Source organism: Sinorhizobium alkalisoli, from assembly GCF_008932245.1.
Taxonomy (GTDB): domain Bacteria; phylum Pseudomonadota; class Alphaproteobacteria; order Rhizobiales; family Rhizobiaceae; genus Sinorhizobium; species Sinorhizobium alkalisoli.
Map to the genome: position 1 here is coordinate 908337 of NZ_CP034909.1, position 19317 is coordinate 927653.

At 62.0% G+C, this 19317-nt stretch carries 21 protein-coding genes and 1 tRNA gene; 10 read left to right on the top strand and 12 right to left on the bottom strand.

The window, feature by feature from the left end; all coding sequences use genetic code 11:
* Positions 1 to 66 precede the first annotated feature (66 nt).
* The 3 genes from EKH55_RS04470 (at position 67) to EKH55_RS04485 (ending at position 1829) form a co-directional block, all read left to right on the top strand.
* Positions 67 to 1035: a glycoside hydrolase family 19 protein gene (locus tag EKH55_RS04470; RefSeq protein WP_151611066.1), complete on the top strand. Its 969-nt coding sequence runs from the start codon at positions 67 to 69 to the stop codon at positions 1033 to 1035.
* 120 nt (positions 1036 to 1155) lie between these two features.
* A complete protein-coding gene (locus tag EKH55_RS04480) occupies positions 1156 to 1395 on the top strand; it encodes a hypothetical protein (protein ID WP_151611068.1) in 240 nt (79 codons plus the stop codon).
* 41 nt (positions 1396 to 1436) lie between these two features.
* On the top strand, positions 1437 to 1829 hold the full coding sequence (locus EKH55_RS04485; protein ID WP_151611069.1) for a hypothetical protein: 393 nt from the start codon (positions 1437 to 1439) through the stop codon (positions 1827 to 1829).
* 10 nt (positions 1830 to 1839) lie between these two features.
* On the opposite strand, the gene EKH55_RS04490 is transcribed toward EKH55_RS04485, so the two are convergent.
* Entirely contained in the window at positions 1840 to 2079 is a 240-nt protein-coding gene (locus tag EKH55_RS04490; protein ID WP_151611070.1) for a hypothetical protein, read from the bottom strand.
* A gap of 328 nt (positions 2080 to 2407) precedes the next feature.
* Here EKH55_RS04490 and EKH55_RS04495 point away from each other — a divergent pair, with 328 nt between their 5' ends.
* Entirely contained in the window at positions 2408 to 2581 is a 174-nt protein-coding gene (locus EKH55_RS04495) for a DUF3606 domain-containing protein (RefSeq protein ID WP_151611071.1), read from the top strand.
* 373 nt (positions 2582 to 2954) lie between these two features.
* On the opposite strand, the gene EKH55_RS04505 is transcribed toward EKH55_RS04495, so the two are convergent.
* Positions 2955 to 3467, bottom strand: coding sequence for a thermonuclease family protein (locus tag EKH55_RS04505; protein ID WP_151611073.1), 513 nt, complete (start codon positions 3465 to 3467; stop codon positions 2955 to 2957).
* Between the two features lie 115 nt (positions 3468 to 3582).
* Between EKH55_RS04505 and EKH55_RS04510 the strand changes: the two genes are divergently transcribed.
* Together EKH55_RS04510 and ligD are read left to right on the top strand one after the other, a co-directional pair.
* Positions 3583 to 3906 carry a sunset domain-containing protein gene (locus EKH55_RS04510; RefSeq protein WP_151611074.1) on the top strand — a complete coding sequence of 108 codons (324 nt, stop codon included), beginning with the start codon at positions 3583 to 3585 and terminating at the stop codon, positions 3904 to 3906.
* 30 nt (positions 3907 to 3936) lie between these two features.
* On the top strand, positions 3937 to 4914 hold the full coding sequence (gene ligD, locus EKH55_RS04515; RefSeq protein ID WP_151611075.1) for a non-homologous end-joining DNA ligase: 978 nt from the start codon (positions 3937 to 3939) through the stop codon (positions 4912 to 4914).
* Positions 4915 to 4971: 57 nt separating this feature from the next.
* Here ligD and EKH55_RS04520 read toward each other — a convergent pair whose 3' ends face one another.
* Complete coding sequence (locus EKH55_RS04520; protein ID WP_151611076.1) at positions 4972 to 5466, bottom strand: hypothetical protein; 495 nt, start codon at positions 5464 to 5466, stop codon at positions 4972 to 4974.
* A gap of 664 nt (positions 5467 to 6130) precedes the next feature.
* Positions 6131 to 6207 (bottom strand) — tRNA-Pro (locus EKH55_RS04530).
* A 166-nt stretch (positions 6208 to 6373) separates the two neighbouring features.
* On the opposite strand from EKH55_RS04530, the gene EKH55_RS04535 reads away from it, so the two are divergent.
* Positions 6374 to 6586: a hypothetical protein gene (locus EKH55_RS04535; RefSeq protein ID WP_069460673.1), complete on the top strand. Its 213-nt coding sequence runs from the start codon at positions 6374 to 6376 to the stop codon at positions 6584 to 6586.
* 116 nt (positions 6587 to 6702) lie between these two features.
* On the opposite strand, the gene EKH55_RS04540 is transcribed toward EKH55_RS04535, so the two are convergent.
* The 5 genes from EKH55_RS04540 to EKH55_RS04560 all read right to left on the bottom strand — a co-directional run bounded on the left by EKH55_RS04540 (position 6703) and on the right by EKH55_RS04560 (position 12579).
* On the bottom strand, positions 6703 to 7869 hold the full coding sequence (locus EKH55_RS04540; RefSeq protein WP_069460674.1) for a glycosyltransferase: 1167 nt from the start codon (positions 7867 to 7869) through the stop codon (positions 6703 to 6705).
* A gap of 2 nt (positions 7870 to 7871) precedes the next feature.
* Positions 7872 to 9116 carry an O-antigen ligase family protein gene (locus EKH55_RS04545; protein WP_151611078.1) on the bottom strand — a complete coding sequence of 415 codons (1245 nt, stop codon included), beginning with the start codon at positions 9114 to 9116 and terminating at the stop codon, positions 7872 to 7874.
* Positions 9113 to 10675 (bottom strand): undecaprenyl-phosphate glucose phosphotransferase, encoded by a 1563-nt coding sequence (locus tag EKH55_RS04550; RefSeq protein WP_151611079.1) that lies wholly within the window; start codon positions 10673 to 10675, stop codon positions 9113 to 9115. Before EKH55_RS04550 ends, EKH55_RS04545 begins: the two co-directional genes overlap by 4 nt.
* 150 nt (positions 10676 to 10825) lie before the next feature.
* Positions 10826 to 11998, bottom strand: coding sequence for a glycosyltransferase family 4 protein (locus tag EKH55_RS04555; protein ID WP_151611080.1), 1173 nt, complete (start codon positions 11996 to 11998; stop codon positions 10826 to 10828).
* A 5-nt stretch (positions 11999 to 12003) separates the two neighbouring features.
* Entirely contained in the window at positions 12004 to 12579 is a 576-nt protein-coding gene (locus EKH55_RS04560; RefSeq protein WP_069460678.1) for a polysaccharide biosynthesis/export family protein, read from the bottom strand.
* A 206-nt stretch (positions 12580 to 12785) separates the two neighbouring features.
* Between EKH55_RS04560 and EKH55_RS04565 the strand changes: the two genes are divergently transcribed.
* On the top strand, positions 12786 to 14930 hold the full coding sequence (locus EKH55_RS04565) for a GumC family protein (RefSeq protein ID WP_151611081.1): 2145 nt from the start codon (positions 12786 to 12788) through the stop codon (positions 14928 to 14930).
* Positions 14931 to 14960: 30 nt separating this feature from the next.
* Here EKH55_RS04565 and EKH55_RS04570 read toward each other — a convergent pair whose 3' ends face one another.
* The gene (locus EKH55_RS04570; RefSeq protein WP_151611082.1) at positions 14961 to 16181 is read right to left on the bottom strand and encodes a GNAT family N-acetyltransferase; all 1221 of its coding nucleotides are present in this window, start codon (positions 16179 to 16181) and stop codon (positions 14961 to 14963) included.
* 188 nt (positions 16182 to 16369) lie between these two features.
* Here EKH55_RS04570 and EKH55_RS04575 point away from each other — a divergent pair, with 188 nt between their 5' ends.
* On the top strand, positions 16370 to 17020 hold the full coding sequence (locus EKH55_RS04575; RefSeq protein ID WP_151611083.1) for a CatB-related O-acetyltransferase: 651 nt from the start codon (positions 16370 to 16372) through the stop codon (positions 17018 to 17020).
* 1 nt (position 17021) lies between these two features.
* Here EKH55_RS04575 and EKH55_RS04580 read toward each other — a convergent pair whose 3' ends face one another.
* Positions 17022 to 17762, bottom strand: a complete 741-nt coding sequence (locus tag EKH55_RS04580; RefSeq protein WP_151611084.1) for a metallophosphoesterase family protein — start codon at positions 17760 to 17762, stop codon at positions 17022 to 17024.
* Between the two features lie 13 nt (positions 17763 to 17775).
* Positions 17776 to 17985 carry a DUF2842 domain-containing protein gene (locus tag EKH55_RS04585; protein WP_069460683.1) on the bottom strand — a complete coding sequence of 70 codons (210 nt, stop codon included), beginning with the start codon at positions 17983 to 17985 and terminating at the stop codon, positions 17776 to 17778.
* A 208-nt stretch (positions 17986 to 18193) separates the two neighbouring features.
* On the opposite strand from EKH55_RS04585, the gene EKH55_RS04590 reads away from it, so the two are divergent.
* Positions 18194 to 19297 carry a COX15/CtaA family protein gene (locus EKH55_RS04590; RefSeq protein ID WP_151611085.1) on the top strand — a complete coding sequence of 368 codons (1104 nt, stop codon included), beginning with the start codon at positions 18194 to 18196 and terminating at the stop codon, positions 19295 to 19297.
* Positions 19298 to 19317 lie beyond the last annotated feature (20 nt).

Sequence of the window (19317 nt, forward strand, 5' to 3'; positions counted from 1 at the left end):
CCGCTTTTGCGGGGTTTTTTATTGCGTATAGGGCAGATACTTCCTCGCAAATATCAGGAGTCACCGATGAGCGTCATCACCGCTCAACAGGTTCGCTCTGCCGCAAAGGGCAAAGTGAACGAGAGCAACCTCGCGTCCGTGCTCGTGGCGCTGGACAAGTACGGCGATCGATTCGGCATGGATCGGCCGCACCGCCTGGCGCAGTATTTCGCCCAGCTCATGCATGAAAGCGGCGACTTCCGCCATGACCGCGAGATCTGGGGCCCGACGCCCGCGCAGCAGCGCTACGACACGCGCACCCATCTCGGCAACACGCCTGAGAAGGATGGCGACGGCTATCTCTATCGCGGCCGAACCGGCATGCAACTGACGGGTAAGGACAACTATCGGCAGTTCCGCGACTGGTGCCGCGCCGCCGGCCTCGACTGCCCGGACTTCGTCAAGGATCCGAATGCGGTCAATACCGATCCGTGGGAAGGGCTCGTTCCCTTGTTCTACTGGGACACTCGCGATCTTAACCGCTGGGCCGACGAGGGAGACGCCGAGACCATCACGAAGAAGGTCAACGGCGGCAAGAACGGCCTGGCCGACCGGTTTGACCGGCTTGCCCGGATCTCGCTCGTGCTCCTCGGGTATCGGGCTGACAACGTCATGCAGTTCCAATCGGACCAGCGGCTGCTAGTCGACGGCGATGTCGGCCCGAAAACGCGCGCTGCCATGCACAGGGCGCTTGTGGCGCTCACCCCGGGCGAAGCCGCACGGCCAGAGGTCAAGGCCGCGCCGGTGACCGAGGAGAAGCGGGTCCCGGTTCCCGTCACGCCGCCCAGCCTCGACGCGCCGTGGTGGAAGTCGAAGGAGGTGATCACCCCGTCTGTCATCGGCGGCGGCGCTTCGCTTCTGACGGCGATCGGTGGCATACCCTGGCAGAACCTTCTCCTGATCCTTGTCGCGTTCTGCGGCGTCGCTGGCTTCCTCTATTGGCGCAAGAACGCCGATCGGAAGGCGGTGGCGAAACAGGTCGAGGGGATGGCGTGATGTTCTCCGCTCCTCGCCTCATCGTGGCCGCGGCCGCTCTCGCAATCGTTATTGGCGGCCTCGTCTGGATTTATCGTCAGGGCGCCGACGACGTCAGAAACTCCATTGAAAGGCAGAACAATGAAGCTGGCCGCACTGCGGACGATGTCCGCTCTCGCTTTGACCTTTGCCCTCCAGGGATGTGGGACTTCGGCGCCGGCAAGTGCCGACGGGCTGCGTCGCGTCGTTGGAACTGATCTGATCGGCGCGCGCGGGGCGACTTCGGCGGATCAACGGAAGATCGACCGGACCGTCGTCGGCATCTGCGCCGCGGCGGTATGGTCGAAGGCGGAATGCGCGCGGCACGGCGAAGCGCAGTAACGAACCATCCGAAATCGCATTGCATACGAGGGGCAGGGGAATTGGCCAACGAAACCGAAGAGAAAACCGTCGTGAAAACTCCAACCTGGAAATTCGAGTGGAATCTGAACACCCTGGTCATCCTCTTTGGCTTTGCCGGCGGGTTGGTCGCCTGGGGCGCCACATGGGAGAGGGTGAACGCCAACCAGGATTCGCATGCCGATTCCATCGATCGGCTCGACAAACGCCTGACTGCGGCGGAGGTTTCCCTGCGTCAGCTCGACAAGCACGAGCTTCGAATATCGGCGGTCGAGAAGCAGGCGGCCGAAGCGGCGACGTCGATGAAGGCCGTCGAGAACACGCTCAACAGCCTCTCCATCGACACGCGTGTGATGCGCGAAATCCTTCAGAGGATCGAGGCCAGCCAGCGAGACGGCGCGCAACTGCGGCGGTGATAGGCGCTCCTCAGATTTCGACAAATTCTTGCTGCACGTGCCTTCCTGGCAGACGAGCCGCAAGGTCGATGTAAGGCACTGGCGTGCCAGTGTATGTGGTGAACGACCATGTTCCCGGCCTCAGTTCGATGTCAAACCCACATTGCGCAGCGCGCTTGATTGCAGCATTGAAGGTGTGCATAGCCTCGGTCAGCTGGCGCTCCGCCTCCTGCTCCTCGGCGGTCTTCGAAAACAGATAAATCTCAGCCATAGGTTCGGTTCCTTGCAAGTTTGCCCGGGTGCGCACTTGATCCCTCTTCCGCTGAGAGTACAATACGCATAAGCGACGTTCGAAGCGGTTCCCTTCGATGGAACAGGGCCATAGAGCCCCAAAAACCGAATTCTGGATACGTCGCGATCGGAGCTGCAGCGGACCGGGCCCAGTCCTACCTGCAGCTCTTTGCATTTCAGGTCGGCTCCAACTCGCCGTCGTTTCCCGTTATCATCCTCCGGCCATCATCCCTGCCTGTCGTAGAGATTCCAGCCCTTGTCGCAAGCACAACTGCTCCTATCCTTCTTCATCGAAGATGGAGGAAAGCATGGCAGATGATCCGAAAAAGAAAGGTCGGGACCGCGGCCTTGTATCCACGCAAGAGCACGAGGTCGCCTATATCATGAGAAAGGCGAAGGTGACCCGGCAGAAGGCGCTCGAGGCAATTCGGGAAGCCGGCCCTAGCCGCGACAAGGTGATGGCGTATCTCGCGCAGAAGTGAAGGCGGCTCACTGCTGTTCGCTTTCGACTCGTGCAGCTCGTCGATTTCGGTGGAGCGGTCTCGCTCTGTCCTTGTTCTCTTTTTGTTCTTATACTATCCGACTGTCATGGTCGAGACGATCGGAGAAGCATTCAGCCTGGGTTGGCAGTTACGGGCGCGCTGCGCGTTCGGCAAGCGCGAGGGCATGAAGTCGGTCCGGCAGTGCGTCTGGAGCTACGATCTCGACATGCTGACGCTGGTGACGACGCGAGGCAGGGACTTCCCGCTTGCAATGCTCGCGAGCCGGCTTCGATGTCCGCGGTGCGGTTCACGATCGGTGGCCGTCGTGTTCATACCGCCGTCGGAAGGCGATAGGCGGCGAGGTGCCGCGTGATCAGCAGGAGGGCTGCCGCTTTGCACGCTCAGCTCGCGCCAGGCACGGCAGCTGAAAACGGCCGCGCCAAATGCCTGCGCCACGGGCTCTCGCCTCGTCCTGGGCATCTGCATAGGCTCCATTGCTGTACCGCTCCCAATCTACCGCATTGCCGCTCTTAACCAGCCAGCGGTTGACTTCGCGGCTGTCGGCGCGGAAGCATCTTCCGACGAACCGCCCGTAGCGATCGCGATCGACGAATTCACAGCTGGTCGGACGGGACGCCGCTAGAAAGCGGTCAAGCGCGGCAGCCGCCTCCTTGCCACACCGATAGGCGCGTCCGTTTTCATCCTCGCATTGCTGCCAGCTCTCCGGAGCGTCGACTCCGTTCAATCGAATCCGTTCGCCTCTGATCTCTATCGTGTCGCCATCAATAACCGAAGCGCGTCCGATTAGAGGCTCGACGGCGCTTGCGCTCTGGGAGATTGAAAGAAGGGCGATCGAGGCAATAGCAAAGCAGTGGCGAAACATCATTGACCGGGTAGGCCACACTGCCAGGCACCCGGTCAAGTAGACTAACCCATTTGTACAGCTTTTGCCGGTGTATGCTCGCAGTTACTATCAGCGCGCGAGAGTGTTGGAAGAGCGTATGGGCAATCGGCAAAGTTATCGAGGTCAACAGCGAGGCTCGGTGCTTCTCAAAGCGCCGGGCCTCGTGGTGCTTGGGATCGCGATGGGGGCGGCCGGTGGTTCGACTGTCTTTGACATGGTGACAGGGGGCTCCAGCATCACCGGGGTGGGGCTGTCCTGTAACATCAAGGGCAACGTCAGCATCGACACGGGTGAGCGAATTTTCCATGTGCCCGGCCAGGAATATTACTCGCGGACGAAGATAAGCCCTCAATATGGGGAACGTTGGTTCTGTTCGGAAGCCGAGGCGCGTGCCGCTGGATGGCGCAAGTCTCGTCGGTGACATTTGGCGGTTCTGCGCGTTTACTGCGCGATGACAAAGGCATCATCGAAGAACAAACCACCGGAGCCGCCTGACCCAATGCCGGCGCGTGTCGACCCTTGCCTCGCAACACTCGTCGACAAGCCGCCGAACGGGCACGATTGGGCCTTTGAAGTGAAATGGGACGGCTACCGGCTTGCCGTCCATATCGTATCCGATCGCGTGCGGCTGATCACGCGCGGAGGCTATGACTGGACGGACCGCTTTCCGGCTATTGCTGCCGAGGCGCCGCGGCTGAAGGTGAAAACGGCTATCTTCGACGGTGAGGCCGTCGTGCTCGACAAGCAGGGCCGATCAGACTTCGGCATGCTGCAGCGCGCCCTCAGTCGCCGGCCGGCCGCGCATGAGCCAGACGAAATCATCTTCTTCGCCTTCGATCTTCTCTATCTCGACGGGTGTGATCTACGGCGGCTGCCGCAGCGCGAACGACGACGCCTGCTCGAACCGATCCTTGCCGGCCGCGACGGCGCGATTCGCCTGTCCGAAGAAGTGGAGGCGGACGGCGACGAGCTGCTGCGTATCGCCTGCACGCATGGTCTCGAGGGAATCATCGCCAAGCATCGCGAGCGCCCCTATCGCTCTGGCCGCCGGCCAGACTGGCTGAAAATCACCTGTAGCCGCCGCGACAGCTTCGTCATCGTCGGCTTCGAGCCGTCAGAAGCGACGCCTGGCGCGATCGGCCGGTTGTTGCTGGCGGCGCGCAAGGGCGGCGAACTCGTCTATGTCGGCGGCTGCGGAACCGGCTGGAGCCGCCAGGAATCGGTCAAGCTGCGGGAGCTCCTCGAGGAGATCGAGACGAAGTCGCCGGCGGTGAACCTAAAGCGGAAGGGCGCGGTCTTCACCGAGCCGTTCCTGGTCGCGACAGTGGAGTATCGCGCCTGGACAGAGGATGGCAAGCTGCGGCATCCGTCTTTCAAGGGGATCAGGGAACCGGCGGACGACGCAACGGTGTTTCAATTAGCTCCCTAAAAGGCGAGGCGCGTAGAATCCTGCGTCTCCATTTCGGGCGACTTCCGAGGCTCATGATTAAAAAGCAACTTTGTGCGTATCGAGGTGAACTTTTGCCTTGGTTATCAGCGCTTTAAGTTCTTCGATGCGGTTAAGCGCGTTGAAGTGCACTGATACGTTTTCCACCGTCACAACGAACATATTCTTCCCGCGACCATCATTGAAAACGGTAATCTTAAGGCCGTCCACTTCATACTCGACCTCTGAGAAGGCGAAGCGATCAGTTCTCAGCGTCGCCTTTGCGAGTTTTTCCAGCGATGTAAGAAGCTTGGGAATGTTGTCGTACTGTATCATCGCGCTGGCTTCCTGCGGATAGTCACCAATTGACTCGAGCGCAACGCGAACAAAATACGCGACGTACCTTCTGTCAGGGACGACCGCCTCGCGGGCTTCCACTTCGATCGTCCCCATGGCCTGCAAGGTGCCCATTGATGAGTAACCGCGGACAACTACGTCACTTCCTTCGACCGGATGTGCCGTTGCCTCGTCGTTGTGCAGATTTGCCAAGTTCATACGCCTTCTCCCCCCATTGATTATGCTGCAACTACAAGGTTGCAGAACTGCTAACAAAGTCAATATTACGTGTAGGCTAATTCGAGGGAGGTATGCTCGCCGGGAAATTGCGGTCGCGGCAATGAGCTCACGACCTTCATCACCCAATTAGGCAACTTGGCCCAGGCGCGGCGAAGCTGGTCTATTGAGGCATCTAATTTGGAGGAGCACATGAAATTCGGGATGAGGAAGCCAAGCTTGAAGAAAAGCCTCGCGGCTCGCACCTCTGTAAAGCGTATGGTTCGCCACAACTTGGGTGTGAAAGCACCAAGGGGCTATGGATGGATCACCGATCCCAAGAAGGCGGCATACAACCGAATTTACAGTCGGACGACCTTCAGTTTCTGGAGTTTGTTAGGGAGGTTATTCGGTCGCGGATAGCCGAGTAGTGGTAGCTGAGGCAGAGCGGTTTGGCGCAGCCGCTGCGGTCCCGCGATGTATCTTTGAGAAGGTGTGGTCGGGAATCAACAATCGGAACCAATGGTGAACATTGCCGAGATTCGTCCGGGACTTTTTCGGGACTTTATGTTCCCGAACCAGCATTTTGGGCGCCTTTTGTTCCGCTTTAGCGGAAACCGCCTGACGGCGAAGACTCCGAATTCTCATTGAAATTCAAGTAGATAAATGGTCGGAGCGGCGGGATTCGAACCCACGACCCCTTGACCCCCAGTCAAGTGCGCTACCGGGCTGCGCTACGCTCCGACCCGCTTTGTTACAAGCCCGCTCTCATTAGTCGGAACGCTCAGTCGGCGCAAGGGAAAAATGGAGATCCTTGTCCCGATCTGCCACCGTTGAAAAAGCGCGTTTTGTGATTTGGATCACGGCCCTGCCGCGGATACACTACGCCGGCAACAACAGGAGAAGCCCGATGAAGAGCATCCTCGTATTTGCGGCCGCCTTCGTCCTGTCGACGACGGCGGCGTCCGCCGCATGCCTTGGCCACGACAAGACGGCCTCGACCAGCACGGTGGACAAGGAGATCACGACGGCGAGCGTGACCAAAGCCGAACAGTCCACCCCGAGCGATGACCTCCTCCTGCAGCGGAAGCTGCAGCAAGACGAAATGGCCGCTGAAGAATAGACGGCAGCGTTCATCAGAGGGCCTCGCAGCGCGCCCGCCGCGCTGTGAGGTCCTGTCGTTTCAACAAACACGCAATCCGCTCCGCGTGCCGCCGCACCGCGCCACTTCGGACGGCGTCAGCGCCGCCGTCGTGCCGCCAGACGCAGATAGATTTCCTCCGTCCGGTCGAGCATCTGCTCAAGCGTGAAGCGGTTCCTGCGGGCTTCTGCCGCGTCGGCGAGCTCTGCATATCTCTCCGGATCGGCGGCGGCGATCATCGCCTTGGCGAGTTGCGAGACGTCGTCGCTATTGCCGACGATGAAGCCGTTTTCACCGTGGTCGACAGCGGTGCGCGCGCCGCCGACGTTCGAAATGATGATCGGCCGGGCCGCGGCGACGGCCTCGAGCATCACATAGGACATCGCCTCGTAGCGGCTCGGCATGACGATGAGGTCGAAGGCGCAGACGGCTTGCGGACCTGTAAATGCCGAGGTGAGGTGGATGCGGTCCTTCAATCCACTTTCGTCGATGCATTGCCGGAGTTCTTCTTCCGCATCGCCGGAGCCGATCATTACCAGGTGGCTGTTGCCGACCGACCGGGCGGCGCGCTGAAAGGCTTCGAGCAGGCGCTCCGGCGCCTTCTGGGCTGCCAGCCGGCCGATGAAGCCGTAAACGAACGCATCGGCTGGAATGCCGAGGCTCGCGCGCACGGTCTTGGCCAGGCCGGGGGAGGGGGCGAGAACGCCGTTGACGATGATCGAAATCCGCGCTTCCGGAAGGCCGAGAGTGAGGGCATGGGCGCGTTCATCGTCGGAAACCGTTATCAGGTGATCGGTGAAGAACCAGGCGAGCGCCGCTTCGATTGCGCCATAGATGAACCTGCCGCCGCGACCCAGCGTCGGGTCCATGGTGCGGAATGCGTGCGGCGTGTAGACCCGCGGCACGTGCCGGCCCGGAAGCCTCAGCCGCGTCAGGGCTCCCGCTTTGGAACTGTGGCCGTGAATGACGTCGAATGGTCCGGCCTCGCGAATGATCCGCTGTATGGCGCGAAAGGCGGGCAGGTCGGAGGGCCCGGGCGCACGATGCATATCGACCGCGTGCATGGCGGGAAGACCGATCTCCTTCAATTCGCGCAGGAAATCGTCTTCGGCGCGCCGGGGCGAATAGACGGCCTCGACATGGTGGCCGCGCGCATGCATGCCGCGGCAGAGATCGAGGAAGTGCCTTCCGGATCCGCCGCCACTCGGCTCGAGGACTTCAAGGAGCCGCAATGGCTTGGCTGCCGGTCTGACGGTCAGAGACATGCTCATGCAAGCCTATGGGCGCGCGCTTGCCGCCGGCTGCGATATTCGAGGGCGGCGCATCCCCAGATGACGCCGAGCAGCATGTAGAAATGGCGCCAGTGATCGGTGTCGATGACGTTGCCGATGCCGACATGGCCGATCAGCGTGATCCAGCTGATCATCAGGTGGGGCTGCCAAGGCCGGTCGAGCAGCAGGAAACGGAACCCGAGCGAAAGCGTCCAGAGAATCAGCGTCACGTAAGCCGCAAAGCCCAGCCAGCCATAGGATGTCAGGCACTTCAGCCAGATATTGTGCTCGTCTTCCGGAAAGATCGTGCTGAATACCATGGGGCCGATGCCGAGCGGCTTTTCCATGGACATGAGAAAGCCGATACGGTGGCGCTCGAAGCGGCCGAGATGTCCGCCGTCATAGTCCTGCACGAGCTGGGTACGGTTTGAGAAGAGTGACGAAACCTGCTCCGACTGCAGCGCGACCGCCAGGGCCGCCGCAATGAAGAGGATGCCGCAGAGCGCCAGCACGAGAATTCTGAGGCGGAAGAGGCCGCTTCGCTCCTTCAGAAGCATGATGAAAACGAGGGCGAGGACGCCGAAGAGATTGAGTGCCCAGGCCGCCCGCGAAAAGGAGAGGAAAACGCCGAGCGTCAGCACGACGAGCCCGGCAACCTTCAGCGGCGCGCGGCGGATCGGTTGCGTAAGGAGCCCGTGGAGCAGGTAGAGCACCGGCGCGGCGAGATAGGGCCCGAAGACGTTCGGATCCTGAAATGCGCCCTTTGCCCGATCGTAGAGCGTGAAGCTGCTCGCCCCGGGAATTGCACCGAAATAGCCGAGAATGCCGAGGAGGGCGGTGACGACCGCCGCCGCCGCCCATGCATCGAAGATCAACCGCAAACGCCGGTGGCGTTCCTCGATGATGGCGGCGAAGAAGACGGCCGAAAGCGCGAGAAAGCCGGAGACGGCCATATAGATCGGCCCGTCCGAGAGGTCGGCCATCACCGTTAACGATAGAACGCCGCCGACCATGAAGAGGATGAGTAAGGCGAGCAGGGGGGCAGTGGCGCGCGAAATCCTCAGGCCAAACAGGGCCCAGAGGCCGATCAGGCCGGTCAGGAACACTTCATAGGGTGCCGGCTCTGCGAGGACGAAGCCAGAGCCGAATACGGCCAGTGCCACCAGGCCGGAGCCGAGGATCGAAATCGCCGCAAGCTGCGGCCGGAGCACGGCGGGACGGAGAATGCTGGCGGTACTCAATACGCGTTTTCCGTGTTGAGCAGGCGCATCGGCGTCAGAAATAGGATCTTCAGGTCGAGGAAGAGCGACCAGTTCTCGATGTAATAGAGGTCGAAGGCCGTGCGAAAGCGGATCTTCTCGTCATTGTCGACTTCGCCGCGCCAGCCGTTGATCTGCGCCCAACCGGTCACGCCGGGTTTGACGCGATGGCGGGCAAAATAGCCTTCGACGACATCCGAATAGATGCGGTCCTGCGTCTGCGCGTGAACTGCATGCGGGCGCGGGCCGACCAGCGAGAGCTCGCCTTTCAGCACGTTGAAGATCTGCGGCAGCTCGTCGATCGAGGATTTGCGCAGAAAGCGGCCCACCGGCGTCACGCGCGGATCGCCCTTGGTGACGGCGTTGCGCGCGGTCGGATCGCTCAGATGCGTGTACATCGAGCGGAACTTATAGACTTCGATGATCTCGTTGTTGAAGCCGTGTCGCTTCTGCTTGAAGATGATCGGGCCCGGCGAGGTGAGCTTCACGGCGACGGCCGCCCCGAGCATTACCGGCCAGAGCATCGCGAGCGCGACCAGGCTGAAGAAGACATCGAAGCATCGCTTGGCGACGGAATCCCAATCGGCGATCGGCTTGTCGAAGATGTCGAGCATCGGCACCTTTCCGACATGGGAATAGCTGCGGGGGCGGAAGCGCAGATTGTTGGCATGGGCGGCAAGGCGTATGTCGACCGGCAGCACCCAAAGTTTCCTCAGCAGCGTGAGGATGCGGTCTTCCGCCGTCAGCGGCAGCGAGAAGATCAGCATGTCGATGCGGGCCATCCGTGCGAACTCGACGAGTTCGTCGACGGTGCCAAGCTTCGGATAGCCGGCGATGACATTCGGCGAGCGGCGCTCGTCCCGGTCGTCGAAAATGCCGCAAATTCGGATGTCGTTATCGGGCTGATGCTCGATCGTGCGGATCAGTTCCTTTGCCGGTGCACCGCCGCCGATGATGACGGCGCGGCGTTCCATCGTGCCGTTACGAGACCAATGCTTGACCGAATAGGCGATGAAGGCGCGTTCGGCGACGAGGAACAGCACGCCTGCGGCGAACCAGCCGCCGACCCAGACACGGGAATAGAGATGGCCCGATTTCAGGAAGAACAGAGTCAATGCGATTACGCCGAAGGCGCCGGTCCAGGCGCCAAGGATGCGGGGCATCATCCGCAGCCATGCCCTGAGGGCAGGCACCTGATAGGCATCGGCGAGTTGCATGGTGATGACCGCAAAGGCCGAGCCGCCGGTCAGAATAGCAATATACACCGGCAGGTCTGCAAGCGATGGGCCGACATATTGCGTATTGATCGCATAGCCAATGGCGAAGAGGGCGCAAAAGTCCAGGAGCCGAATCAGGCCAATCATCATGGCGGGCGAATAGGTGTCGGCGCGAAACTGAAGCGCTATCTGACGGGCCAGCGGATTGAGCCCGGCTGGAGCCTTTTCCGCCTGTGTCGCTTCGCGGTCGATCGTGGCGATCGTTGACACCTTTTTGCGAAGCGCTTCTGCGTCGAAGCTTTCGGTCCCGTCAAACTGATTCATAGTCTCTATCCGGCGCTTACTCCTGCTGCATGTCTCCTTAAATCGATCTCGATCTTGGGATGAAGACACGCAGCACTTCCAGGTGCTGCAGCGATCTTTATGGATGCGCGGCGCTGGGTTTCGGGATAGCAGAAAGCCACTAAGAAACGCTTACGTCGTGCGAAGCCGCGCGTCTGCGTAGAGGGCTTCTTCCGTAAGCTCGCGATAGAGCTGCATAATGCGGTGGGCCATGGTCGAGGCCGAGAAGCGCATCCTGATCCGCTCGGGGTCCGGCATCGTCCGGTCGGCCCAACCCTCGTCGTCGGCAATTTCGGCCATAAGCTGGCCGAGTGCATGCGCGTCGCCCGGCTCGACAAGCGCCGGACTGTCGGCGCCCAGAACCTCCGGAATTCCCCCGACGCGAGTCGCGACCACCGGCCGTCGCGCCGCAAGGGCCTCGAGAAGAAGATAGGGCATAGCCTCCGCGCGCGAGGGAATGACGACGGTCCGGGCGAGCGACAACGCCGTGCGGGTTGCCATTGCGGGAAGCAGCCTGAGGCGATCCCCAAGCCCCATGCGCGATGCCATTTCCTCATATTGCCGCTGCTGCGGACCATCGCCGATCATCAGCGCCGAGAGGCGCCGTCCCGTCAGGCGTTCGGCCCGTTCAAAGGCCGCTATAAACAGATCGGGACCCTTGAGGTCCCGCATCATGCCGATAAAGACGAAGTCGGCCATGTCCGGCCTCGTCTCGACCGGCACGAATTCAGCGTCGTCGACGCCGTTGTGGACAAGTTCGCTGCGGCCCTGCGGGCGGCCAATCTTCGCGAAATAAGTCTGGCGTTCGAAGTCGCAGACGAAGACCAAGGCGTCAGTCAGGCGCTCCTGCAAGCGCTCCAGCCGGAAGATCGCGGCACCCGTCAGCGACTTCCGGGGGTAGTGCAGGGTGCCGCCATGCGGCGAATAGAGGCGGGCTACGCGATACTTGTTGACCCGCAGGGCTGAACCGATGATGCGTGCGAGCGCGCCACCCTTGGCGCCGTGCCCGTGCAGCACATCCGGTTGCAAACGTCTGATTTCCTTGTAACTGCGCCATAGGAGCCGGACATCCGAGAGTCCCACGGCGCGATCTATCGGTGTGCGGATGATGCCGAGAGCCAGATGCGGACGCACCGCCTCGAAGAGAGCGTCCTCATGGGCACCGCCGGTGGTGCTGTCGCAGAAGATTCCGACTTCATGGCCGGCGCGCGCATGGGCTTCCGCGAGATCGCGCACGTGGCGGAAAATCCCGCCGATCGGCGACCTGAAACAATGGATGATGCGCAGGGGGCGTTCGCTCCGCATCGGTTTCAGAACAGCCGTTCGCGAACATAGATCGTGTCGCCCGCCAGCACCGGATCGGTGATCGGCACCCGGCCAGTGATGATGCGGCCGTTGATCTTGCGGGTGATATCGGCACTCCCCTGGTTGGCGCGCGGCGTGAAGCCGCCGGCAACCGCGATTGCGTTCTGCACCGTCATGCCCGGCACATAGGCATATTGGCCGGCCTGGCCCACCTCGCCCATGATAAAGACGGAACGGTACCGGTCGACCTCGATCGTCACGTCCGGATCGCGTAGGTATCCCTGACGCAACTTGGCGGCGATCATGCCCTCGAGCTCCGGCAGCGTATGGCCGCGCGTGGGCACCGCGCCGATCAGCGGGAAGGCGACGTAGCCGGCCTGATCGACCGTATAGGTGCCGCTGAGTGCCGCCTGCTCGAAGACATTGATGCGCAGCCGGTCGCCGCTGTCCAGCCGGTAGGGCTGGATGGTCGCCTCGCTGAAGGCTTTGGGTGCCGGCTGATAGCTCGTGCATGCGCTTGCGAGCACCGACAAGAGTGCCACGGCGAAAGCGCGCGCTGTCTTTTTACCTGCGGTCGACATGCGGGTTTGAGCTCCAGGGAAATCACCTCTCTGGCGCCGTTATCGATCCGTTAGGGTTAATAGCCGGTAAACTCGTGACGGAAATCGCCTGTCCTGGCAGCGCCGAGCCGCAGGGGGTACACTGCCTGGTTGCGCGCGGCATTAACCGTTGCGTTACCATGTCCCTTTACCTTCGCGGCGGAATGAAAAACTCGTGGAGTTGGGACATGTCGGGCATCGGCGGCGGACATGAGGATGTGGATATCGACCTCGGCGGCCTGTTCCGCGCCGTGTGGCAGCGTCGCTCCCGTGTTGTCCTAGCAACCTTAGGCGCGGCGGCCGTCGCCTTTGCCGCCGCGAAGATGATCGCTCCCCAATATGAAAGCGAAACGCGCGTCCTGATCGAGTCGCGCGAACCCGAGTTCAGCGGTGCGGGGCAGCTCCCCCAGAGTGGTTCGGACAGGATCTTCGACGAGTCCGGCATTGCGAGCCAGGTTCAGGTCCTTCGCTCCGCCGACCTGATCAAGCAGGTCGCACGCAACATGAAGCTGCACGAGTTGGAAGAGTTCGATCCCTCAGCGCACCCGTCGGCACTTTCCGATCTGCTGGTCATGCTCCGGATGAAGAAAAATCCCCTCGAGTTACCGCCCGAAGAGCGGATTCTAAGGGAGTTCAATTCCAAGCTGCAGGTCTATCAGGTGGAAAAATCCCGTGTGATCGCGATCGCCTTCACGTCGAAGGACCCGAAGCTCGCCGCAGCCATTCCGAACGAGATGGCGAAGGTCTACCTGTCGCTGCAGAGCGGTGCGAAACTCGATTCCAATTCGGAGGCGAGCCGCTGGCTGGAGCCGGAAATCGCCAATCTGCGCGAAAAAGTGCGCGAGGCGGAGGCGAAGGTTGCCGCCTATCGTGCCGAGTCCGGCCTGCTGCCGACCAGTGAGACGGAGAATTTTGCAACGCGCCAGCTGAGCGATATTTCCGCCGAGCTTGCGCGTGTACGCGGCGAGAGAGCCAACGCCGCCGCCCGCGCGGAAGGGGTGCGCGCGGCGCTCGCCGACGGCCGCGCTGTCGACACGCTTGCCGATATCGTCGGGTCGCCGATGATCCAGCGGCTGAAGGAAAGCAAGGCCGCCCTTGAGGCGCAGATCGCAGACGTCTCCACATCGCTGCTTGATGGCCACCCGCGGCTCAAGGGGCTGAGGTCGCAGCTCGAAGGCATCGAAGCGCAGATTCGTTCTGAAACGCGCAAGATCCTCGCCAGCCTCGATAACGAAGCGAAGGTCGGGCAATTGCGCGAACAGCAATTGGTGCAGCAGCTGAATTCGCTGAAAGCCCAATCGGCTCAGGCCGGCGAGGAGGAGGTGGGCCTGCGCGCCCTGGAGCGCGAGGCCGCCGCGCAGCGGCAGCTGCTCGAGACCTATCTGGTTCGCTACCGCGAAGCGACCTCGCGCAGCGTCGCCAATGCGACCCCCGCCGATGCGCGGGTGATCTCGAACGCCGTCATTCCCGCCCTCGCGAGTTTCCCAAAGGTCATTCCGATCACCATTGTTGCGGCTTTTGCGAGTTTTCTGGTGAGCTGTGTCGTGATTATGCTCGCCGAGCTCTTCAGCGGCCGGGCCCTAAGGCCGACGTCGGTCGCCACCCCGACGGTTGCAGAGCCTGCACCGGCAAGCGCGGCACCCGAAAGCGCAAGCAACGTCCCCTACGAGGCATCCGTTGCCGCGGTTGAGCCGCAGTCGGGAAAAGAAAGGGAGGTTCGGGAGCCAAATGCAGCAGAGCAGGATTTCTCGATCGAATCCGTTGCCGATCATCTTCTCGGCCATGGCGTCAGGGTTGCGGTTTCGGTCTCGCCGGGTGGCGACGAGGGGTCGATGGCCGCGGTGATGCTGGTGCGCCTGCTGGCGGAAGCGGAACAGAAGGTCGTGCTGATCGACTTTTCCGGTTCGGTCTGCCCGACTCGGCTGATGGCGCAATCACCGCATCTGCCCGGCATTACCGACCTGCTTGCGGGCGAGGTCGCCTTCAGCGAGACGATCCATGCGGACCGCTTCTCGGATGCGCATGTCATCCCGCGCGGCGAGGCGGATCCTCGGATGGCCATGCGCGGCATCGAGCGCCTGCAAATGATCGTCGATGCGCTTACCAACGCCTACGACCTGGTGCTCATCGAATGCGGCCAGGCAGATGCGGAGGCTGTCGCCAAGGTGGCTCGCCGCGAGGGCACCGAGATCATTCTCTCCGCTCCCTCCGTCAGCGAAGAGAAGATCGTCGAAGAGCTCACCCGCTTTGGCCAGGCCGGCTATCGCGACATCGTGCTGATGACCGGGGCCGGCCGGCCGGGGCCGGACTTCCCCGACCGCCGGGCGGCGTGAGCGTGCCCGGGCCAGGGCCCGCGGGCAGCTTCAATCCTCTGCGCCTGGGCCCTGTTGCCAGCGGCGACGCTGCCGCTGCAGGAACCCGTAAGCCCTCTCATTGGCCTTGATGGTTCGTTTGGCGCGGGTCATCGCCCGGTACAGGCTGGCTGCCAGAAAACCGCGCGGCGTTAGGGGTAGGACGATGTCGCGGAGCGAGGTCTTGATCGTGCACCATGACCGCTTGTAGCGCTGGTCGCCGATGCCGAAATCGAAGAGCTTCACCCCTTCGCCACAAAGACGCTCGATCGTGCGGTAGAACAGCAACTCTCCGGGGCTGCTGTCGGCCGCGACCCCATCGTCGATCGAGCCGAACTGGCAGATGACGTGGTCGCCTTTGCGCAGCAGGCCGGAGATGGCGATGATCTTGCCCTGGTACTCGCCTTTCAGGCCTATCGCATCGAGCTCGAAGAGGCCGCCGGTCTGGCGATCGACCAGGGCGTGGAAGAAGGCGCGCGTCGCCGCATCGCTGAACACGTCCGGCAGGCCCAGCGCGGCGAAGCGCGAGGCCTTCTGCTGGAAGAATGTTTCCAGAAGGGCGTGCGCTTGCGGTGACTGGCGGGCGGTGATGTAGTCGTAGCCACCCATTTCGGCGAGACGCTTTTCAGAGGTGCGCATCTTCTTGCGGCGGCGCTTCGCATTGAGTTGCGTGAGCGTGGCCTCCATGCCGTGAAGGAGAGGCAACTGAAAGGATGCGTTCGGATGGGTGATGCCAGGCAATGCCGAGAAGGGATTGAGTACGCCGCGCCACTTCGCAGGCATTCTCTCGAGCCTCACGACGTCGGCAAATGGACGGAGCTGGCGCATGCCGTCGGTCAGAGCGCGGACCAGTTCGACGCGCGGCACGGGCTCGAGGTCTGCGAACACACCGGTGTTCAGATTGCTGTGTTCGGAACCGATCAGACGGGCTGTGCGAACGAGACCCCGCTCAACGGCGAAGGGCAGAATGAACATGGGCTTCTGGCCGCAGGCGCCGCGGATCACCACGACGCGGTGAGTGTGTGTCCTACTCCAGGCCACGCACCAGTCGAAGCTCTGGTGCAGCGAATTGCGGCTGTTCTCATCCAGCGCTCGCCACTCCGCCTCGAGCTCGTCCAGCTCAAGATGCAGCGAGACCGTGATCCGGACCATATTGGGGGATTCGATCGCCTGGTGTGGCCTGCAGGGCTGGGCGGCGTTCGGCGGGGGGAGGGTGAGATCGAGATTGGCCATGTCTTCAACGTGATCCGCATACGGGGGTGATGCCATTCAAGCGCAAAATCCTCCTATGCCGGATTAATCTCGCGGGCGGGCGGGGGCTGATCGCGCAATGCGGTTAGCAAAGGGTGAAATGTGGCTGTTTAAAAAGCGTCTCGCCGCGTTACATGGGACTACGATTGCGGGGGAGCGAGAAACCAGTGATGCGATCCAGCCACCTGGCGCCGGACTCCGGTGCCAAATTTCCCATTGCCGAATTTCCGCGCATCGGATTCCTGAAGAATCTCGTGCGTTCGCCTCTGATCGAGATCGGCGAATACAGCTACTACGACGATCCCGAGGGGCCCGAGTGCTTCGAAGAGAAGTGTGTCCTCTATCACTACGACTTCATCGGCGATCGCCTGGTGATCGGCCGTTTCTGTGCCCTTGCGACCGGCGTGCAATTCATCATGAACGGCGCCAATCACGCGCTGGACGGCTTCTCGACCTTTCCATTCGGCATTTTCCCCGGGTCATGGCGTGAAGCCTCCGATCCTGCGGCCCATACGGCCGGCCATCGCGGCGACACCATCGTCGGCAATGACGTGTGGATCGGCATGGAGGCGACGATCATGCCGGGAGTCAGGATTGGAGACGGCGCCATCATCGCGGCCAAATCGGTCGTGGCGAAAGACGTGCCGCCCTATGCCGTCGTGGCGGGAAACCCGGCGCGAATCGTCAGAACGCGCTTTCCGGCCGAAGCCATAGAGCGGCTGCTGGAAATCGCCTGGTGGCACTGGCCGATCGACAAGGTGACGCGCAACATCGCGGCGATCACCGGTGCCGACCTCAAGGCGCTCGAGGGCGCGCGGTAACTCAGTCCAGAAAGCCGGTGGCGAGCACGCTTGCCCAATCCGGGCGGTTGCGATCGGCGGCCAGTCTCGCCATCGCCATGTGATCGTAGGGAATGCAGCGGAAGGTCACGCTCCATCCCTTCGCCGTGTGATCGAGAATGGCATAGCGCGCGTCCGGCGAACCGGTCTCCACCCTGTGGGCAATGGGGTGATCGTCGGTATAGCCGGGGCAACCGACGCTTCCTGGATTGACGAGGAGTCGCCCGTCCCGAAGCCGCACCGCACGCGGTATATGCGTGTGAGCGCAGAGGATCACCGGATAAGCGATATCTTCCGCGAAACCTTCGATCGCCTTCCGGTTCGCCATATGGACGATGCCTTCGGGGGCCAGGGACTCCATCCAATAGGTCTCGTCGCCCTGCGGCGTGCCATGGCAGAGAAAGAGCGTGTCACGATAGACGAACGTCTCCGGCAGCGTCGCCAGCCATTCCAGATGCCGCGGCTCAAGCTGGTCATGGGCCGCCCGGTCGGAAAGACTCATCTCGCTTGGATCCTGCGTGAGCAGATAGCGGTCATGGTTGCCGCGGATCGCCGCCATGCCCCGGGAGATCAGGATATCGGCCGTCCGGGCTGCGTCGAGAGGGCCGCTCAGATGATCGCCGAGGTTGACGATCTCGCCGATGCCCTGCGCATCGATATCCGCGAGGACCGCCTCCAGCGCGAGATGGTTCCCGTGAATATCGGAAATGACGGCGATCCTCATATGCGCTCCTGTGTCAGCGTCTTGCGGGTTTTTCCATCCACTTGATGATCAGCATGGCTGGAAGGATCCACAGGAGCCCGGTAAAGAAGAAATAGAGGAGATGCGCCCACCACGCTGACGCGCCGAGCAGGAGGGAGGCGAAGGTTACGGCCGCCAGCGCATAGGTGATGACGAGAATGATGATCAGGATTGTGCCGATCAGTTTTCTAAGGCGTACGGGCATTTGACTTCTTTCGGATAGCAGCGCCGGATGCGGGGTCCGCAATATTCCGCGTGCCGCGCACCCACGTCTCGAACTTGGCCGCGACGGCATGCCGCAAAGGCTCTGGACTTGTTTTGCACGGCCGTCTGGTGCAAATCAACGGCTTTCGGACCGGCTATGGCGGCAAGCTGCACGAGGGCCGTGTCCGCCGACGAATGAGGACAGGCTGATGGCCCACGCCGACGCGGCAACAGAACGGACGCTTCTCACCGAGATCGACAGGACCGGGCGCAATCGCCGGCAGATCCGCGGCTGGCTCGCCGTGGTCCTCTTCACGCTCTTTGCGCTGGTGCTTGTCGGCGGCGCGACACGGTTGACTGAATCCGGCCTCTCGATCACCGAGTGGAAGCCGATCCATGGCGTCATTCCGCCTCTGTCGGCGGAGGAGTGGGAAGAGGAATTCCGTCTCTACCAGCGCATTCCCCAATATGAGCAGCTCAACAAGGGCATGTCCGTCGATGAGTTCAAAACGATCTTCTGGTGGGAATGGGCACACCGGCTGCTTGCCCGTTCCATCGGCGCGATCTTCGCCTTGCCGCTCCTCTTCTTCTGGCTGACGGGGCGGATCGAAAGGCGCCTGAAGCTGCCGCTTGTGGGCCTTCTGGCGCTTGGCGGCTTCCAGGGCTTTATCGGCTGGTGGATGGTCTCGTCCGGTCTGGTCGAGAGAACCGAAGTCAGCCAGTACCGGCTTGCCACCCATCTTGTCATTGCCTGCCTGATCTTTGCCGCCTGCATGTGGATCTTCCGCGCCCTTTCTCCGCATTCCGGCGACGCGGCACCGACGAAAAAGGCAAGGACCATGGCGGCTGTCATTGCCGGCATGAGCCTCTTTCAGATCTATCTCGGTGCGCTCGTCGCCGGCCTCGACGCGGGCTTGACCTATAATACCTGGCCGCTGATGGACGGCGCGATCGTGCCGGGAGGGCTGTTCGCGCAGGATCCGGCCTGGATCAATCTCTTCGAGAATCCGAAGACCGGCCAGTTCTTCCACCGTGTGGGAGCCTATCTGCTTTTTGTCCTTGCGCTCGTGCACATGATTTCGTCGCTGCGTGCCGCGCCGGAGACGACGCATGCCCGCCGTTCGGTGGTTCTTTTCGCGCTGGTGACGGTGCAGGCGGCGATCGGCATCACTACGCTTCTCCTGCAGGTGCCGGTCGGCTGGGGTGTGCTGCATCAAGCGGGCGCGCTCGGGGTGCTCGGCTTCGCGATCGCCCACTGGCGCGGCTTTATCGGCGAGTATCCGAGGGAAACGGCGATCGAACGGCGCGATTGATCCGCTACGCCAGCGAGTGG

What these genes read in the sequence shown, in the direction of transcription:
- EKH55_RS04555 (WP_151611080.1), bottom strand. Translation starts at nt 11,998, where the DNA reads ATGCGGAGCGAACGCCCCCTGCGCATCATCCATTGTTTCAGGTCGCCG.
- EKH55_RS04590 (WP_151611085.1), top strand. Translation starts at nt 18,194, where the DNA reads ATGGCCCACGCCGACGCGGCAACAGAACGGACGCTTCTCACCGAGATC.
- EKH55_RS04510 (WP_151611074.1), top strand. Translation starts at nt 3,583, where the DNA reads ATGGGCAATCGGCAAAGTTATCGAGGTCAACAGCGAGGCTCGGTGCTT.
- EKH55_RS04565 (WP_151611081.1), top strand. Translation starts at nt 12,786, where the DNA reads ATGTCGGGCATCGGCGGCGGACATGAGGATGTGGATATCGACCTCGGC.
- EKH55_RS04540 (WP_069460674.1), bottom strand. Translation starts at nt 7,869, where the DNA reads ATGTCTCTGACCGTCAGACCGGCAGCCAAGCCATTGCGGCTCCTTGAA.
- EKH55_RS04560 (WP_069460678.1), bottom strand. Translation starts at nt 12,579, where the DNA reads ATGTCGACCGCAGGTAAAAAGACAGCGCGCGCTTTCGCCGTGGCACTC.
- ligD (WP_151611075.1), top strand. Translation starts at nt 3,937, where the DNA reads ATGACAAAGGCATCATCGAAGAACAAACCACCGGAGCCGCCTGACCCA.
- EKH55_RS04505 (WP_151611073.1), bottom strand. Translation starts at nt 3,467, where the DNA reads ATGATGTTTCGCCACTGCTTTGCTATTGCCTCGATCGCCCTTCTTTCA.
- EKH55_RS04470 (WP_151611066.1), top strand. Translation starts at nt 67, where the DNA reads ATGAGCGTCATCACCGCTCAACAGGTTCGCTCTGCCGCAAAGGGCAAA.
- EKH55_RS04570 (WP_151611082.1), bottom strand. Translation starts at nt 16,181, where the DNA reads ATGGCCAATCTCGATCTCACCCTCCCCCCGCCGAACGCCGCCCAGCCC.
- EKH55_RS04580 (WP_151611084.1), bottom strand. Translation starts at nt 17,762, where the DNA reads ATGAGGATCGCCGTCATTTCCGATATTCACGGGAACCATCTCGCGCTG.
- EKH55_RS04585 (WP_069460683.1), bottom strand. Translation starts at nt 17,985, where the DNA reads ATGCCCGTACGCCTTAGAAAACTGATCGGCACAATCCTGATCATCATT.
- EKH55_RS04520 (WP_151611076.1), bottom strand. Translation starts at nt 5,466, where the DNA reads ATGAACTTGGCAAATCTGCACAACGACGAGGCAACGGCACATCCGGTC.
- EKH55_RS04550 (WP_151611079.1), bottom strand. Translation starts at nt 10,675, where the DNA reads ATGAATCAGTTTGACGGGACCGAAAGCTTCGACGCAGAAGCGCTTCGC.
- EKH55_RS04575 (WP_151611083.1), top strand. Translation starts at nt 16,370, where the DNA reads ATGCGATCCAGCCACCTGGCGCCGGACTCCGGTGCCAAATTTCCCATT.
- EKH55_RS04495 (WP_151611071.1), top strand. Translation starts at nt 2,408, where the DNA reads ATGGCAGATGATCCGAAAAAGAAAGGTCGGGACCGCGGCCTTGTATCC.
- EKH55_RS04490 (WP_151611070.1), bottom strand. Translation starts at nt 2,079, where the DNA reads ATGGCTGAGATTTATCTGTTTTCGAAGACCGCCGAGGAGCAGGAGGCG.
- EKH55_RS04480 (WP_151611068.1), top strand. Translation starts at nt 1,156, where the DNA reads ATGAAGCTGGCCGCACTGCGGACGATGTCCGCTCTCGCTTTGACCTTT.
- EKH55_RS04535 (WP_069460673.1), top strand. Translation starts at nt 6,374, where the DNA reads ATGAAGAGCATCCTCGTATTTGCGGCCGCCTTCGTCCTGTCGACGACG.